The 15,441-nt window shown below is 65.2% G+C and carries 10 protein-coding genes and 1 tRNA gene; 6 read left to right on the forward strand and 5 right to left on the reverse strand.

Annotated elements, in window-relative coordinates; genetic code table 11:
* Positions 1-72: 72 nt before the first annotated feature.
* On the reverse strand, positions 73-2,316 hold the full coding sequence (gene parC, locus J7367_RS01635) for a DNA topoisomerase IV subunit A (RefSeq protein ID WP_057661633.1): 2,244 nt from the start codon (positions 2,314-2,316) through the stop codon (positions 73-75).
* A gap of 61 nt (positions 2,317-2,377) precedes the next feature.
* Positions 2,378-3,229, reverse strand: coding sequence for a helix-turn-helix transcriptional regulator (locus J7367_RS01640; RefSeq protein ID WP_057661635.1), 852 nt, complete (start codon positions 3,227-3,229; stop codon positions 2,378-2,380).
* Between the two features lie 122 nt (positions 3,230-3,351).
* Between J7367_RS01640 and J7367_RS01645 the strand changes: the two genes are divergently transcribed.
* The 4 genes from J7367_RS01645 to J7367_RS01660 are packed head-to-tail and all read left to right on the forward strand — an operon-like array spanning position 3,352 to position 8,097.
* The gene (locus J7367_RS01645) at positions 3,352-3,792 is read left to right on the forward strand and encodes a MarR family transcriptional regulator (protein WP_014089765.1); all 441 of its coding nucleotides are present in this window, start codon (positions 3,352-3,354) and stop codon (positions 3,790-3,792) included.
* Positions 3,789-5,306 carry an AdeC/AdeK/OprM family multidrug efflux complex outer membrane factor gene (locus J7367_RS01650; protein WP_057661638.1) on the forward strand — a complete coding sequence of 506 codons (1,518 nt, stop codon included), beginning with the start codon at positions 3,789-3,791 and terminating at the stop codon, positions 5,304-5,306. The genes J7367_RS01645 and J7367_RS01650 overlap by 4 nt, the downstream gene beginning before the upstream one ends.
* 10 nt (positions 5,307-5,316) lie before the next feature.
* Entirely contained in the window at positions 5,317-6,510 is a 1,194-nt protein-coding gene (locus tag J7367_RS01655; RefSeq protein WP_007966664.1) for an efflux RND transporter periplasmic adaptor subunit, read from the forward strand.
* Between the two features lie 6 nt (positions 6,511-6,516).
* Entirely contained in the window at positions 6,517-8,097 is a 1,581-nt protein-coding gene (locus tag J7367_RS01660; RefSeq protein ID WP_057661640.1) for a DHA2 family efflux MFS transporter permease subunit, read from the forward strand.
* A gap of 213 nt (positions 8,098-8,310) precedes the next feature.
* On the opposite strand, the gene J7367_RS01665 is transcribed toward J7367_RS01660, so the two are convergent.
* The 3 genes from J7367_RS01665 to J7367_RS01675 all read right to left on the reverse strand — a co-directional run bounded on the left by J7367_RS01665 (position 8,311) and on the right by J7367_RS01675 (position 12,675).
* A tRNA-Leu gene (locus J7367_RS01665) sits at positions 8,311-8,397 on the reverse strand.
* Positions 8,398-8,538: 141 nt separating this feature from the next.
* Positions 8,539-10,728 (reverse strand): glycoside hydrolase family 3 C-terminal domain-containing protein, encoded by a 2,190-nt coding sequence (locus J7367_RS01670; protein WP_057661660.1) that lies wholly within the window; start codon positions 10,726-10,728, stop codon positions 8,539-8,541.
* 177 nt (positions 10,729-10,905) lie between these two features.
* Entirely contained in the window at positions 10,906-12,675 is a 1,770-nt protein-coding gene (locus J7367_RS01675) for a M14 family metallopeptidase (protein ID WP_057661642.1), read from the reverse strand.
* A gap of 363 nt (positions 12,676-13,038) precedes the next feature.
* On the opposite strand from J7367_RS01675, the gene J7367_RS01680 reads away from it, so the two are divergent.
* Positions 13,039-14,604, forward strand: a complete 1,566-nt coding sequence (locus J7367_RS01680; RefSeq protein ID WP_057661662.1) for an oligopeptide:H+ symporter — start codon at positions 13,039-13,041, stop codon at positions 14,602-14,604.
* Positions 14,605-14,611: 7 nt separating this feature from the next.
* On the forward strand, positions 14,612-15,220 hold the full coding sequence (locus J7367_RS01685) for a rhomboid family intramembrane serine protease (RefSeq protein WP_057661644.1): 609 nt from the start codon (positions 14,612-14,614) through the stop codon (positions 15,218-15,220).
* The last annotated feature ends 221 nt before the right edge of the window (positions 15,221-15,441 follow it).

The following is a 15,441-nucleotide window of genomic DNA, read 5'->3' on the forward strand; positions in this document are numbered from 1 at the left end:
TGCCGCGCCTCAGCAGCCTGAGGCGAGCGCAGTCCCAGCCGCGCCGCCGCGCGCCGGGTGGGTGAACAACCGTTACTGCACCTCCAACCCGTCCACCTTTTGCCACCCACGCGGCAACAACGATCCACGGCTCGCCCGCGCACCGACATACGTGTCCAGGTCCTTGAACGACAGGCTCATGGTACGTGCGCCGCTGCGCACCAGCAGCGTGTTGCCCGGTGCGACCGCCACCACTGCCACCACACGTTCGGTGCCGAGCTTGGCCTTGGGAATCTCGATGATCTTGTTGCCTTTGCCCTTGTCCAGCTCGGGCACGTCGGTGGCCGGCACCGCCAGCAGATTGCCGGCGCTGGTCACGGCGACGATGCGATCGGTTTGCGGGTTGCTCACCTGGGCCGGCGTCAGCACATGCGAGCCGGTGGTCAGGTTGAGCATCGCCTTGCCGGCCTTGTTGCGGCCGGTAAGGTTTTCGAAACGGGTAACGAAGCCGTAGCCATGCGAGGACGCCAGCACGAAGCGGGTGGCGTTGTCGGCACTGGCCATGACCTGGAACGCCGCGCCAGACGCCGGCGAGAACCGCCCGGTCAAGGGTTCGCCGTTGCCACGCGCCGAGGGCAGGGTGTGTACGGCAGTGGAATAGGCGCGGCCGTCCGAGTCCAGGAACGCCACCTGGTGCGTGCTGCGGCTGCGGACCGCCGTCAGCAGGCCGTCGCCATCGCGGTATGACATGCCGGCCGGATCGACCTCGTGCCCCTTGGCCGCGCGGACCCAGCCCTTTTGCGACAGCACCACGGTCATCGGTTCGCTGACCACCATCTCGGTTTCGTCGATGGCCTGCGCGGCGCCACGTTGCACCAGCGGCGAACGCCGCGCATCGCCGAACTTCTTGGCGTCGGCAGTCAGTTCGTCCTTGATCAGCTTCTTCAGCTTGGTCTTGCTCTCCAGGATCGCGATGATCTGCGCGCGCTCCTTGGCGAGCGCCTCCTGTTCGCCGCGGATCTTCATTTCTTCCAGGCGCGCCAGTTGGCGCAGCTTGGTTTCCAGAATGTATTCGGCCTGTTCTTCGCTCAGCGCGAAGCGCGAGATCAGCACCGGCTTGGGTTCGTCTTCGCTGCGGACGATGCGGATCACTTCGTCCAGGTTGAGGAAGGCGATCAACAAGCCTTCCAACAGGTGCAGGCGACGCTCGACCTTCTGCAGGCGATGGTTGAGGCGGCGGGTCACCGTATCGCTGCGGAAGCTCAGCCATTCGCTCAGCAGGTGTTTGAGATTCTTGACCTGTGGGCGGCCATCCAGGCCGATCACGTTGAGGTTGACGCGGTAGCTGCGTTCCAGATCGGTGGTGACGAACAGGTGGCCCATCAGCTGTTCGGCATCGACACGATTGGAGCGCGGCACCAGCACCACCCGCACCGGGCTGGTGTGGTCGGACTCGTCGCGGATGTCTTCCAGCCACGGCAACTTCTTGGCGCGCATCTGCTGGGCGATCTGCTCGATCACCTTGGACGGGGAGACCTGGTAGGGCAGCGCATCGATGACGATGTTGGCGTGCTCTTTCTTGTAGGTGGCGCGCGCACGCACGCTGCCGTGGCCGGTTTCGTAGATGTTCCGCAGGTCCGCAGCCGGAGTGATGATCTCGGCGGTGGTCGGGTAATCCGGGCCCAGCACGTGCTCGCACAGGTCGGCGACGCTGGCATCGGGATCATCGAGCAGCCGCAGCAATGCGCTGACGATCTCGTTGAGATTGTGCGGCGGCACGTCGGTGACCATGCCCACCGCAATGCCGGTGGTGCCGTTGAGCAGCAGGTGCGGCAGGCGCGCCGGCAACCAGGTGGGTTCTTCCAGGGTGCCGTCGAAGTTGGGCGCCCAATCGGTGGTGCCCTGGCCAAGCTCGCCCAGCAGCACTTCGGCGATCGGGGTCAGCTTGGACTCGGTATAGCGCATCGCGGCGAACGACTTGGGGTCGTCGGTGGAGCCGAAGTTGCCCTGGCCTTCGATCAGCGGGTAACGGTACGAGAACGGCTGCGCCATCAGCACCAGCGCCTCATAGCAGGCGCTGTCGCCATGCGGGTGGTACTTACCGATCACATCGCCCACGGTACGCGCGGATTTCTTCGGCTTGGCGGCGGCATTCAGGCCCAGCTCGCTCATTGCGTAGACGATGCGCCGCTGCACCGGCTTCAGGCCGTCGCCCAGGAACGGCAGGGCGCGGTCGAGCACCACGTACATCGAGTAGTCGAGATAGGCGCGTTCGGCGTACTCGCGCAGCGGTAGCTGTTCGAAGCCGTGGAAGGTGGGGCGGGTCAGATCGGTCATGTAAAGCCAGGTCCTGCGTGAAGAGGAACCCGCACCGGGGCGCGGGCTCGAAGAGCGCCGATTATCCGGATGCGGCGGGGGATGCCAAGCCGCGTGCATGGGAGCCGGCCAGATAACGGGTTGGCGGGGCGCCGAAATGGCGATGGAACACGCTGACGAAGGCGCTGGGGCTGCTGTAGCCAAGCTGGTCGGACACCTGCGCCACCGCGTGGCCCTGGCTCAGCCGCCGCAGGCCTTCGGTCAGCCGGGCCTGCTGCCGCCACTGCGCAAAACTCAGGCCGGTCTCGTCGCGGAAATGCCGGCTCAGGCTGCGCGGCGACAAGCCGCCCCAGTCGGCCCAGGCGTCGAGCGGGCGCGGGTCGGCCGGCGTGTCGAGCAACTGGCGGGCGATCCGCAGCAGCCGGCGGTCGGCGGGCATCGGCAGGTGCAGGTGGTCGATCTGCACCTGGCATAGCTCGTCCAGCAGCACCGCAGCCAGGCGTTGCCGGGTGGCATCCAGCGGCTGATCCAGCGGCCAGCTGGCGGCCCGCATGATGGCCTCGCGGGCCAGCCCGGTCAGCCGGATCACCCCGCCTTGCGCGGGCAGGGCAGCGCAGGCATCCGGCCGCACAACCACGCCCCAGCCGCGCATCGGTCCGGCCAGTTCCACGGTGTGCTGCTGCCCGGGCGGCATCCAGCCGGCGCAGCCCGGCGGCAGCGACAAGGCGCCTTGTTCGGTGTGCACGGTGAGCACGCCATGCTCCACATACATCAGCTGGCCGCGGACATGCGCGTGCCAGGCAGTTTCCGGCGCCCATACCTCGCGCAGCTCTGCCAGGAAAGCGATCAGCACCGGCCCATCGGCCTTTTCGAAGCTGGCGCGTACGCCTGGCGGCAAGGCGTCGATCTGGGTTGGCGGGTTTTCGATACTCATTGGCCGAATTGTATTACCGAGCCATCGCACGCGCCGCGTAAGGTGGCGATCCTTGCGGGCGGTTTAATCCCTGGTGGAATAATTGCGTTAACAAATATATTTTTCGGAACAAAATGTGCCGCATGAATGTTTCGTCTTCCGCCACCCCGTCGTTCGGTTTGTTGCTGCGCCAGGTGCGCGATGCGCTGATGCGCCAGCTCGATGCCGAGATGAAGGGCGAGCTGCCCGATTTCGGCTTCAGCCACTACGTCGGCCTGAAGATCTTGGCGGTGCGCTCGCCATGCACGGCTAACGAGCTGGCGCTGGCGCTGGACCAGACCCCGAGCGCGGTGACCCGCCTGCTCGACAAGCTCGAAGCGCTGGGCGCAGTGCGGCGCGAGCCGCATGCGCAAGACCGGCGCGCGCTGCAGATCGTCATGACCGAGCAGGGCGTGGCGCTATGGGAGCGGCTGCGCCTGCGCGGCGAACGCGCCATCGAGCACGGCCTGCGCGACCTGTCCGCGGCCGAGCGCGAACTTCTCACCTCACTTCTTATCCGTGTCCGCGACGCACTCAACTCATGAACGCTGCTAGTTCTCCGACCCCGACGCTGCGCCCGCGCTCGATGCGCCTGGCGCGGCCGTTCGTCATCACCGCCCTGGCACTGGCGTTGGCCGCCTGCGCCAGCAGCCGTGGCCTGAATCCGCAAGGCAACGTGCTGGATCCCGGCACGCTGCATGCAGAGCGCGCCCTGGCGCAGCAAACCACGCTGAGCCCGGCCGCGTGGCCGGCCAGCGATTGGTGGCGCGCGCTGGGCGATGCGCAGCTGGACGCGCTGATCGCCGAAGGCCTGCAGCACAGCCCCAGCCTCGCGGCAGCCGATGCGCGCCTGCGTCAGGCGCAGGCACGTATCGGCAGTGCGCAGGCCGAGCGCGGCCCCAGCCTCTCGGTGTCCGGTGGCTACACCGGCCTGCAGCTACCTGAATCCATGGTCGGCGAAGAGCTCGGCGGCAGCTATGGCGGCAGCGCGCAGGTCGTGCTGGATTTCCGCTACGGCATCGATCTGTGGGGCGGCAAGCGCAGCGCGTGGGAAGCGGCAGTCGACCAGGCGCATGCGGCCGAAGTGGATGCGCAGGCGGCACGATTGAACCTGTCGTCGGCGATTGCCGAAGGCTATGCGCAGCTTGCGTACGCGTGGAGCCTGCACGACCTGGCCAACGACGAATTGAGCCGTGCGCAGAAGACCCTGGAGCTGACCCGGCAACGCCGCAGCGCCGGCATCGACAGTGAGTTGCAGGTGCGTCAGGCACAAGCGCGCGTGCCGGCTGCGCAGCAGCAGTTGCAATCGGCGCAGCAGCAGATCGACGAAGCCCGCACCGCGCTGGCAGCCTTGGTCGGGCAGGGCCCGGATCGCGGTTTGGACATCGCCCGGCCTGTATTCGGTGCGGGCCTCGCCACGCAGTTGCCGAGCATGCTGCCGGCCGATCTGCTGGGCCGTCGCCCCGACGTGGTGGCGGCACGCTGGCGCGTGGAGGCGGCCGACAAGGACATCGCAGTCGCCAAGACCCGTTTCTATCCCAGCCTCAACCTCACCGCGCTGGGCGGTGTGATCAACCCGGATGTCGGCAAGTTGCTGGAAAGCGGCTCGGTGCTGGGTCTGGTTGCGCCGGCGTTGAGCCTGCCGATCTTCGACGGCGGCAAGCTGCGCGCCAATCTGGCCGGCAGCGATGCGCAATACGACCTGGCCGTGGCCGACTACAACCAGAAAGTGATCTCTGCGCTGCGCGAAGTGGCCGATCAGGTCACCGCCGTGCGCTCGCTGGAGCAACGCGCGCAGGCACAGAACGACGCCGTGCAGACCGCCACGGCCGCCTTCGATCTGGCGCAGCAGCGCTACCGCGCCGGCATCGGCAGCTATCTGGACGTGCTCAGCGTGCAGGAGCAGTTGCTCGTCGCACGCCAACGCTTGGCCGGGCTGCAGTCGCAACAACTTCTGGCCTCGGTGAGGTTGCAGCGTGCGCTGGGTGGCGGATTCACGCCGGAGCCCGCACGCGATACCGCACACACCGCGCCCACTTCCGCACAACCGAATTCCTGAGACATCGACGATGAGCCAGACGACTTCAACTTCTCCTCAACCCGCACCGGCCGCGCCCAGCAAGCGCCGTGCTGCGCTGCGCATCGTGGCCATTGTGGTGATCCTGGCGATCATCGGCCTGGTGGTGTGGTACTTCCTGGTCGGCCGTTGGCACGAAGACACCGACGATGCGTATGTGCAGGGCAACCAGGTGCAGATCACCCCGATGGTGGGCGGTACCGTGGTCAGCATCGGCGCCGAAGACGGCATGCGCGTGGAGCGCGGCCAGTTGCTGGTGCAGCTGGATCCGGCCGACACCGAGGTCGCGGTGCAGCAGGCCGAAGCCAACCTGGCCAAGACCGTGCGTCAGGTGCGCGGTCTGTATCGCACCGTGGAAGGTGCGCAAGCCGAATTGTCCGCACGCGAGGTCACGTTGCGCAGTGCGCGCTCGGACTTCGCGCGGCGTAAGGACCTGGCGGCCACCGGCGCAATCTCCAACGAAGAACTGGCGCACGCCCGCGACGAACTGGCCGCCGCCGAAGCGGCCGTGAGCGGCTCGCGCGAGAGCTTGGAGCGTAACCGTGCGTTGGTGGACGATAGCGCGGTGGCCAACCAGCCGGACGTGCAGACCGCCGCCGCACAGCTGCGCCAGGCGTATTTGAATCATGCGCGCACCGGCGTGGTGGCGCCGGTGTCCGGCTACGTCGCACGGCGCTCGGCGCAGGTTGGTCAGCGCGTGCAGCCGGGCAGCGTGTTGATGGCGGTGGTGCCGCTGGAGCAGGTGTGGGTGGAAGCCAATTTCAAGGAAACCCAGCTCAAGCACATGCGCCTGGGCCAGGAAGTGGAACTGCATTCTGATCTGTACGGCGGCGGCGTGAGCTACACCGGCCGTATCCAGAGCCTGGGCCTGGGCACCGGCAGCGCGTTCTCGCTGTTGCCGGCGCAAAACGCCAGCGGTAACTGGATCAAGATCGTGCAGCGCGTGCCGGTGCGCATTGCGGTGGATTCCGAGCAGCTTGCCAGCAATCCGCTGCGGATCGGTCTGTCGATGAAGGTGGAGGTAAACCTGCACGATCAGCAGGGCAGTGTGCTGCCGACCAAGGTCGCCAACGGCGCGGTGTTCGCCACCGACGTGTATGCGCAGCAGCTCAAGGCTGCCGACGCGGACATCCAACGCATCATCCAGGACAACCTGCCCTCGCAGGCTGCCAGCAAGGCGGGCTAAGCCACCATGTCTTCGCAAGCTCCCACCGCGCCCGGCGGCCCGGCGGCACCGGCGCCAGCCGCCGGTTTTCGCCCGGCCAGCGTGGCGTTGTGCACCGTGGGCCTGGCCATGGCCTCGTTCATGCAGGTGCTGGACACCACCATCGCCAACGTCTCGCTGCCGACCATCGCCGGCAACCTCGGCGCCAGTTCGCAGCAGGCCACCTGGGTGATCACCTCATTCGCCGTCAGCACGGCCATTGCGTTGCCGTTGACCGGTTGGTTGAGTCGCCGTTTTGGCGAAACCAAGTTGTTTGTGTGGTCCACGCTGGCGTTCACCATTGCCTCGCTGCTGTGCGGTCTGGCGCAGAGCATGGGGATGCTGGTGGTGGCGCGCGCGTTGCAGGGCTTTGTTGCCGGCCCGATGTATCCCATCACCCAGAGTCTGCTGGTGTCGATCTATCCGCGCGAAAAACGCGGGCAGGCGCTGGCGTTGCTGGCGATGATTACCGTGGTGGCCCCGATCGCCGGGCCGATTCTCGGTGGCTGGATCACCGACAACTACAGCTGGGAATGGATCTTCCTGATCAACGTGTCGCTGGGCATCATCGCCAGCAGTATCGTGGGTTCGCAGTTGCGGCATCGCCCCGAACAGCTCGAAAAGCCGCGCATGGATTACATCGGCCTGATCCTGCTGGTGGTTGGCGCGGGCGCTTTGCAGCTGGTGCTGGATCTGGGCAATGACGAAGACTGGTTCTCTTCGGACAAGATCGTGGTGTTGGCCTGCATTGCGGCAGTGGCGTTGGTGGTGTTCGTGATCTGGGAGTTGACCGACAAGGATCCCATCGTCGATCTCAAGCTGTTCCGGCATCGCAATTTCCGCGCCGGCACGCTGGCAATGGTGGTCGCATATGCCGCGTTCTTCAGCGTGAGCCTGCTGATCCCGCAATGGCTGCAGCGCGATATGGGGTACACCGCGATCTGGGCCGGCCTGGCCACCGCGCCGATCGGCATCCTGCCGGTGCTGATGACGCCATTCGTAGGCAAATACGCGCTGCGCTTCGACCTGCGCATGCTGGCCACCATCGCCTTTGTCTTCATGTCCTTCACCAGCTTCTTCCGCTCCAATTTCAACCTGCAGGTGGACTTCGGCCATGTGGCCACGATCCAGTTGGTGATGGGTGTGGGCGTGGCATTGTTCTTCATGCCGGTGTTGCAGATCCTGTTGTCGGATCTGGACGGTCGCGAGATTGCGGCCGGCTCCGGCCTGGCCACCTTCCTGCGCACGTTGGGCGGTAGCTTCGCCGCATCGTTGACCACGTATCTGTGGGCACGCCGTACCCAGGTACACCACGCGCACATCACCGAGCACATTTCGGTGTACACGCCCGGCATGCAGGAGCAGGTCACTGCGATGGGGCAGGGCGACCTGCAACGCGGCGCGGCATCGCTCAATAACATGATCAACCACCAGGCATCGCAGATGGGTTTCAACGACATCTTCTATCTGCTTGGATGGACTTTCCTGGCGATCATCTTCTTCCTGTGGCTGGCAAAACCGCCGTTCGGCGCCGGTGCCGGGAGTGCGGCGGCGGCCGGGGGGCATTGAGCGACGTTGCTGGTTGAACAACGAAAACCCCGCTGGAATGCGGGGTTTTCGTTGTGACGGATTTGACGAGCTTGGCCGATTGCCGCAGCGCCGAGCCGGTCGATGCGACGCATGGCCTGCCGCAGACGCTGGCAAATGTGGATGTCGCAACACGAATGCCCAAACGCAAAAAACCCCGCCGAAGCGAGGTTTTTTACGATCTACCGTGAGTCGTGGTGCCCAGGAGAGGACTCGAACCTCCACGAAGTTGCCCCCGCTAGCACCTGAAGCTAGTGCGTCTACCAATTCCGCCACCTGGGCGACTCAGGGGGCGAATTGTGCAAGCTGCGCGCGAGACTGTCAACGCACCCGGCACATTTTTTTCGTCGCCCCGTACGCGGCATGGCAACGAGCCAGTCCGATGGTGGCGCACGCATGCATCGGTGCCTGCACCACGTGCGCTCACGGCAACTGTGCCGCCTGCAGCGTGACCTGGGCAGTTTGCACCGGCTCGCTCGCCGAACGCGCCAGTTGCACGCGGTAAGTGCCCGCGGCGATCGTCCAGCGACGTGCCTCGGCGTCGAAATCGGCCAAGGTCTTGGGCTCTGCGACGACCTGCACGCTGCGTTTTTCGCCCGGCTTCAGCGTGAGCTTTTGCCAGCCGATCAGCCGCAGAGTGGTGGCGTGGCCGTCGGGCAGGGCGACGTAGAGCTGCGGCACGGCGGCGCCTTCGCGCGGGCCGGTATTCTCCACCTCGAAGCTGGCGGTGAGCTGGCTGCCGCGTGCATCCACCCGCAGCCCGCCCATACGGAACTGCGTGTACGACAAGCCATGGCCGAACGGGTAGCGTGGTGTCAGCTTGCGCGCGGCGAACCACTTGTAACCGACATTGGCGCCTTCGATGGCGTAGTCGATGCTGTCCTCGCCCGGTTTGGCCGGCTTGAAGCCCAGCCCCGGAATCGACGGGCGCGGCAGCTGCGACTCGTCCACCGGCCAGGTCACCGGCAGGTGGCCGGAAGGATTCACCGCGCCGGTCAGCAGGTTGGCGATCGCCTCGCCGCCGCCGATGCCCGGATACCACGCCTGCAACACCGCCGGCACGCGTTCGGCCCACGGCATGCGCACCGGTCCGTTGGTTTCCAGCACCACGGTGGTCTTCGGGTTGGCCTTGGCCACGGCCTCGATCAACGCGTCCTGGTTGTCGGGCAAGCGCATGTCCGGCAGATCCACCGATTCGGCGGCCCATTGGGTGGCGAACACGATCGCCACATCGGCCGCCTTGGCCGCGCGTGCGGCCGCGGTGCGGTCGGTGCCGTCCAGGTAATCGATCTGCACGTTCGGCAGTGCCGTACGCAGTGCCTGCAGCGGCGAGGACGGATGGATGATCACCGGGCCGGGCCAGGTGGTCGGCGTGATGCCCGGTACCGCGTTGCCGCCGTTGATGGTGTAGTCCACGCGCGAAGATCCGCCGCCGGACATCACGCCCTTGTCGGCGTAGCCGCCGATCACCGCGATGCGGCGCACGTCCTTGGACAGCGGCAACGCGGCCTGCTCGTTACGCAACAACACGCTGCCTTCTTCGGCCACGCGCTGCGCAGCCAGAAGACCGGCCTTGCCATCGATGGATTGACGCTGGGTAGGATGATCGAAGGCGCCGTGCGCGAACAGGCTGCGCAGCACGCGCCTGACCATGTCGTCGAAGCGCGTGCGCGGCACCACGCCGGCAGACACCGCCATGCGTAACGGCGCATCGAAATACACTGCCGCGTCGAACACTTCGCCGGCCGATTGTTGATCCAGCCCGGCCAACGCGGCCTTGGATCCGCTATGCACCCCGCCCCAATCGGACATCACGTAACCGGGGTATTTCCATTCCTGCTTGAGTACCTGGTTGAGCAGGTAATCGTGCTCGCAACCGTAGACACCGTTGATCTTGTTGTACGAACACATCACCGAGGCCGGGTCGCCGATCTTCAGCGCAATCTCGAAGGCCAGCAGGTCCGATTCGTGCATCGCCTGCTCGCCGATCTGCGCGCTATGAAAATTGCGCCGCGTTTCCATGTCGTTGAGTGCGAAGTGCTTCATCGTGGACAGCACATGTTCGCTTTGCACGCCGCGAATCGATTCGCCAACCATGGTGCCGGCCAGCAACGGATCTTCACCCGCGTATTCAAAATTGCGTCCATTACGCGGGTCGCGCTGCAGATTGACGCTGCCGGCGAGCAACACGTTGAAGCCCTGCTGCCAGGATTCGCGACCCATGGTCTTGCCGCCGGTATACGCCAGTTGCCGGTTCCAGCTCGATGCGGTCGACGGTCCCGATGGCATCGCGGTGGCGTAATCGCCCTTGCGGATGCCGCCGGGGTTGGTCACGCCCACGCCGGCATCGGCCAGTTGCTGGGCGGGAATGCCCAGACGCGGGATACCGGGAACGTAGCCGGCCGAACCGAGCGCGCCCTCGGGCTTGGGAATCTTGTCGGTGCCCAGGCCGAAATAGCTGCGCAGCATCTGGAATTTTTCATCCTCGCTCATCTGCGCCAGCAGGCGGTCGGCGCGCTGGTCCGGGGTCAATGCGGTGTCCATCCACGGCTGCGAAGATGGCGCGCCCTGCGCGACTGCCAGCGGCGCGGCGAGGGCGATGCCAAGGCCCATCACGACCGCCAGGACCAGGGGGCGCGGACGATCCTGACGGAGTGTAAACGGTTTCATATCGAGCTGTGGCACGGGATTTCCTTGTGGTGCTGGTTCAAGACATAAGAAGGGCGCCAAAGTGCCCAGATCGGGAAGGCGCGATCATTCCGCGCCGACGCGTGCAGAATCGGCGGACGGTTAGAAGTCGGTCTGCGCGGTGCGGAGGACCGGGTAGAGCTGGTAGCGCTCATCCCACGATGCGTGGCGCTTGGCAAAAAATTCCAGCCGCGCCTGCGGGTTGTTGGCAAAGTCCGGGTCGCTGGCGATGCGCTGTTCGAACTGCGTCTTCAATGCTGCATCTTTGGCAAGCATGTCGCGCGCCACCTCTTCGGCGACGTAGGCTTCCATGTATTCCTTGCGCTCGAACGCAGTATTGAAAAAGCCCCACTGCAGCAGCGAATCCGGTGCCTGCGGTTCCAGTATCGCCATCACCAGGCGTGCCTTGGGTTGGGCGATCGGCACGAACAACGAGCCGGCTGGAACGTTGCGGGTCTCATCGCGCCATTGTCCGTTGACTTCGACGGTCTGATGGCTTTCGTTGGAGCGTGCCGCGAACTTGACCGCGTCGGCGCGGAAGGTTTGCACCGGCCGCTCCGCCGCAGTGCCGATGGTCGTGAATTGAATGCCATGCAGGCGTAGTTTTCCGCCCACCAAGGCGGCTTGCGCAGCCGGGACCAGATAGCCGCCGCGTGGCGCATCCACCACCACATCGGGTTTGATCTGATCGCGCAGCGGCACCTTCCAGACTTGCGGCTTGCTCTCGTCGTAGCGCGTCATCAGCGCGCCGGAAATCGGCGATGGCGTGCGCGTATACGCGTAGCCACGAAACGCGACCGTGCGCGCCTCCGGGCCGGCCGCAAAACTCAACGGCTCGGACGTGCCAGCCAGGTGCGTGGCGCGTTGATCGGCAGCCAATGCATCGGCGCGCCACTGGCTGCCATGGCGTGCGGCCTGCTGCAGCACCGAGACGATCGCATTGCGGGTGATCCGCACACGCGTGGGGTAATCCTTCCACGAATGCGTTTCCACCAACATGCCGAAGCGGTTGCGTAGCAGGAAATAGCCGTGCGAAAAGCGCGGCGGCGACACATCATCGGCGAAGCCGGAACTGGGGTCGTCTTCGTGCACGAAGGACGGGTAGTAGGGCAGCGGCAGCGAGCCCTGTTTTTTCAGGTCGGCAAGCACTGCGTCGCGCCAGCGGGTGCCATCGCGCTGCAAGGTCGTATCGCCGGCATGCACCGGTTCCACCTGCACCGACACGTCGTGCTCGAACTTGGCGCCATCGGTGACGTGCAGGTCCACATACATCAACGGGTCCCACTGCTGCACCAGTTGCAGCATGGCCTGCATTTCCGGCGCGTCAGCCTTGACGTAATCGCGGTTGAGATTGAGGTTCTGCGCAGTGGTGCACCAGCCCATCTGTTCGGGGCCGCGTTGGTTGGGGCGGTTCCAGGCACCGAAGCGCTCATGTCCGTCGACGTTGAATACCGGTACGAACACCCACACCAGCTTGTCGAGCACGCCGTGGCCGGCCTTGCCGTCGAGCAACTCGCGCAGAGCAAGAAAGCCCGCGTCCTTGCCATCGATCTCGCCGGCGTGGATGCCGCCCTGGACCAAGACCACCGGCAACTTGCGTTGCGCGGCCGATTGCGGGTCGAGTGCGCCACTGGTGGAGGCGATCAGGGCCTTCATCGGCCTGCCCTCCGGCGTAGTGCCGAACTGGATGCAACGCACGGCCTGCGGGTAGCGCTGCGCAAACGCATCGCACAATGCAATGACTTCATCGTAGCGGCCGGTCTGGATAAAACCGCTGCGCTCTGCCTGAGTGGTCAGCGGCGCGGCAGCCAGCGCGGCGGGGGCGGAAGTCAGCAGCAACAGGCTCAGGGCCAGGCGAGTGAAGCGGGGCATCCAGCGGTCCAGTGTTCCAGGAAAACGTTTGCAATGTAGCCGAGCCAGCGTGCAAGGCCAATCTGCACTGCGTCATGATCCTGCTGTGATCGGTGCCATGTGCGTGGGTTTCACCTGGACGCGGGGCGGGTTTTCGTCGACCAGCTGAGCGACATACGGGGGTAGGCGCAAACAACGCGGAGGCTGGGCCACGCTTGAAGCAATGTGGTTTCCGGCCGGCCTGTACGACAGCGATCACGCCAAGTCGAGGTCCGCCAGCCGCATCCGCTCAGTGCCCGCGTCCGGCACTCCCGGGCGGGCGATGGCGGCCGGTGGGTGGGCGCCGGTACGATAGGGCCTGTTTTCAGCATGACCGGACTGCCTTTGACCACCTCCATCTCGCCAGGCGCATCTGCCGGCGCGCGGCTGCCGCTCCAGATTCCTTTCATCATCGGCAACGAGGCCTGCGAGCGTTTCAGCTTCTACGGCATGCGCAACATCCTGGTGCAGTTCCTGATCACCTCGCTGTTGCTGCAGGAAATCAGCGGGCCCGGGCGCGAGGCGGAGGCCAAGCACATCCTGCACAGTTTCATGATCGGGGTGTATTTCTTCCCGTTGCTGGGCGGTTGGCTGGCCGACCGCTTCTTCGGCAAGTACAACACCATCTTGTGGTTCAGCCTGGTGTATTGCGCCGGCCACGCCTGCCTTGCGCTGTTTGAAGGCAGCCGCGACGGGTTTTTTCTGGGTCTGGGCCTGATCGCGCTGGGCGCAGGCGGCATCAAGCCGCTGGTGGCGTCGTTCATGGGCGACCAGTTTGACCAGTCCAACAAGCACCTGGCCAAGGTGGTGTTCGACGCCTTCTACTGGATCATCAATTTCGGCTCGCTGTTCGCCTCGCTGCTGATTCCGCTGGCGCTGAAGAATCTGGGTCCGGCCTGGGCATTCGGTGTTCCCGGCATCCTGATGTTCGTGGCCACGCTGGTGTTCTGGCTCGGGCGCAAGCGCTATGTGCTGGTGCCGCTGCCGCCGAAGGACCCTCATGGGTTCGCTGCGGTGGTGCGCACCGCGTTACTGACGCACGCGCCGGGGCAGGGGCGCCCGGGCTTGATGCTGGCGGTCGTCTCGGTGCTGCTGGCGCTGGCTGGCTTCGCGCTGGTCGAGCCATTGGGCATCGTCGTGTGCCTGTGCATTGCGCTGGTGCTGTTGCTGGCCGGGATCGGCGGCGGGACCTGGTGGCAGCTGGAACGCGCGCGTGGCACCCATCCGGATGTTGCGGTGGAAGGTGTGCGCGCGCTGTTGCGGGTGTTGGTGGTCTTTGCGCTGGTGACGCCGTTCTTTTCGTTGTTCGACCAGAAGGCCTCGACCTGGGTATTGCAGGGGCGCGAGATGACCATGCCGGCCTGGTTCACCGCCTCGCAGATGCAGGCGCTCAATCCGCTGCTGGTGATGCTGCTGATCCCCTTCAACAACCTGGTGCTGTACCCGCTGTTACGCCGTGGCGGCTGGGAGCCCACCCCGTTGCGCCGCATGACCAGCGGCATCGCCTTCAGTGGCGTGGCCTGGATCGCGGTGGGCGCGATCCAGATGATCATGGATGGTGGCGAGCCGATGCACATCGCCTGGCAGATCCTGCCGTACGCACTGCTCACCTTCGGCGAGGTGCTGGTCTCGGCCACCGGCATCGAGTTCGCCTACAGCCAGGCGCCGCCGTCGATGAAGGGCGTGGTGATGAGTTTCTGGTATCTCACGACCACCGTCGGCAATCTATGGGTGCTGCTGTCGAACGTGGCGGTGCGCAATGCGACGGTAACCGCGCATATCGCCGATACTGGACTCAGCGAAGCGGCCTTCTTGATGTTCTTCTTCGCGGCCTTCGCGTTCCTGGCGGCACTTGCCTTCGGCTTGTACGCACGCCGGTATCGCATGGTCGACAATTACCGTACTGCCTGAGGTCTGCATGATTACCCTGATCCTGATCGCCATCACCGGCATCGTCTCGTGGATGGCGTTCAACAATCGCAAGTTGAGCGACCGGCTGATCCTGTGGCCGCCGGCGGTAGACAAGCACAGGCAATACGACCGCCTGGTGACCTATGGCTTCATCCATGCCGATCTGGGGCACCTGATCTTCAACATGATCACGCTGTTCTTCTTCGGACGGGTGATCGAGAACGTGATGGCCCAGCTCACCGGCAGCGTGCTGACCTATCCGTTGTTCTATCTGGCCGCACTGGTGGTCTCGATCCTGCCGAGCTACCTGAAGAACCAGAAGAATCCGAATTACCTCAGCCTGGGCGCGTCCGGTGCGGTGTCGGCGGTGCTGTTTGCCTTCATCCTGCTGCAACCGTGGACGATCATCCTGGTGCTGTTCATTCCGGCCCCGGCGATTGTCTACGCGGTGTTTTATGTGGGCTACAGCCTGTGGATGGACCGCCGCGGCGGCGATCGCATCAACCATAGCGCGCATCTGGCCGGCGCTGCGTTCGGCGTGATGTTCATGCTGATCATGGAGCCGCGCGTGTGGCAGGTGTTTCTGGAGCAGCTGTCCAATCCGCGCTTCGGGTGAGCGCGGCCGGCGGCGGTTAGGTCACCCAGGCTCAGCGCGCCGGACGCCGTCTCAGGTAGGGAGTGGACTTTCGTGCGCGGCCGGCACATGCCTTGTGCAAGCCGACAGCGTGGTTGCAGCTAGCGCAGTGGCACGCCCGGCGACTGCTGGCGTGTACGGACTGGACCGTTGCGGGAGCGGATCAAATCCAGGGCCTGATGAGGCGAAGCCAAGTCAGACCC

This window comes from Xanthomonas sp. D-36-1, from assembly GCF_017746155.1.
In the GTDB taxonomy this organism is placed as follows: Bacteria; Pseudomonadota; Gammaproteobacteria; order Xanthomonadales; family Xanthomonadaceae; genus Xanthomonas; species Xanthomonas cissicola.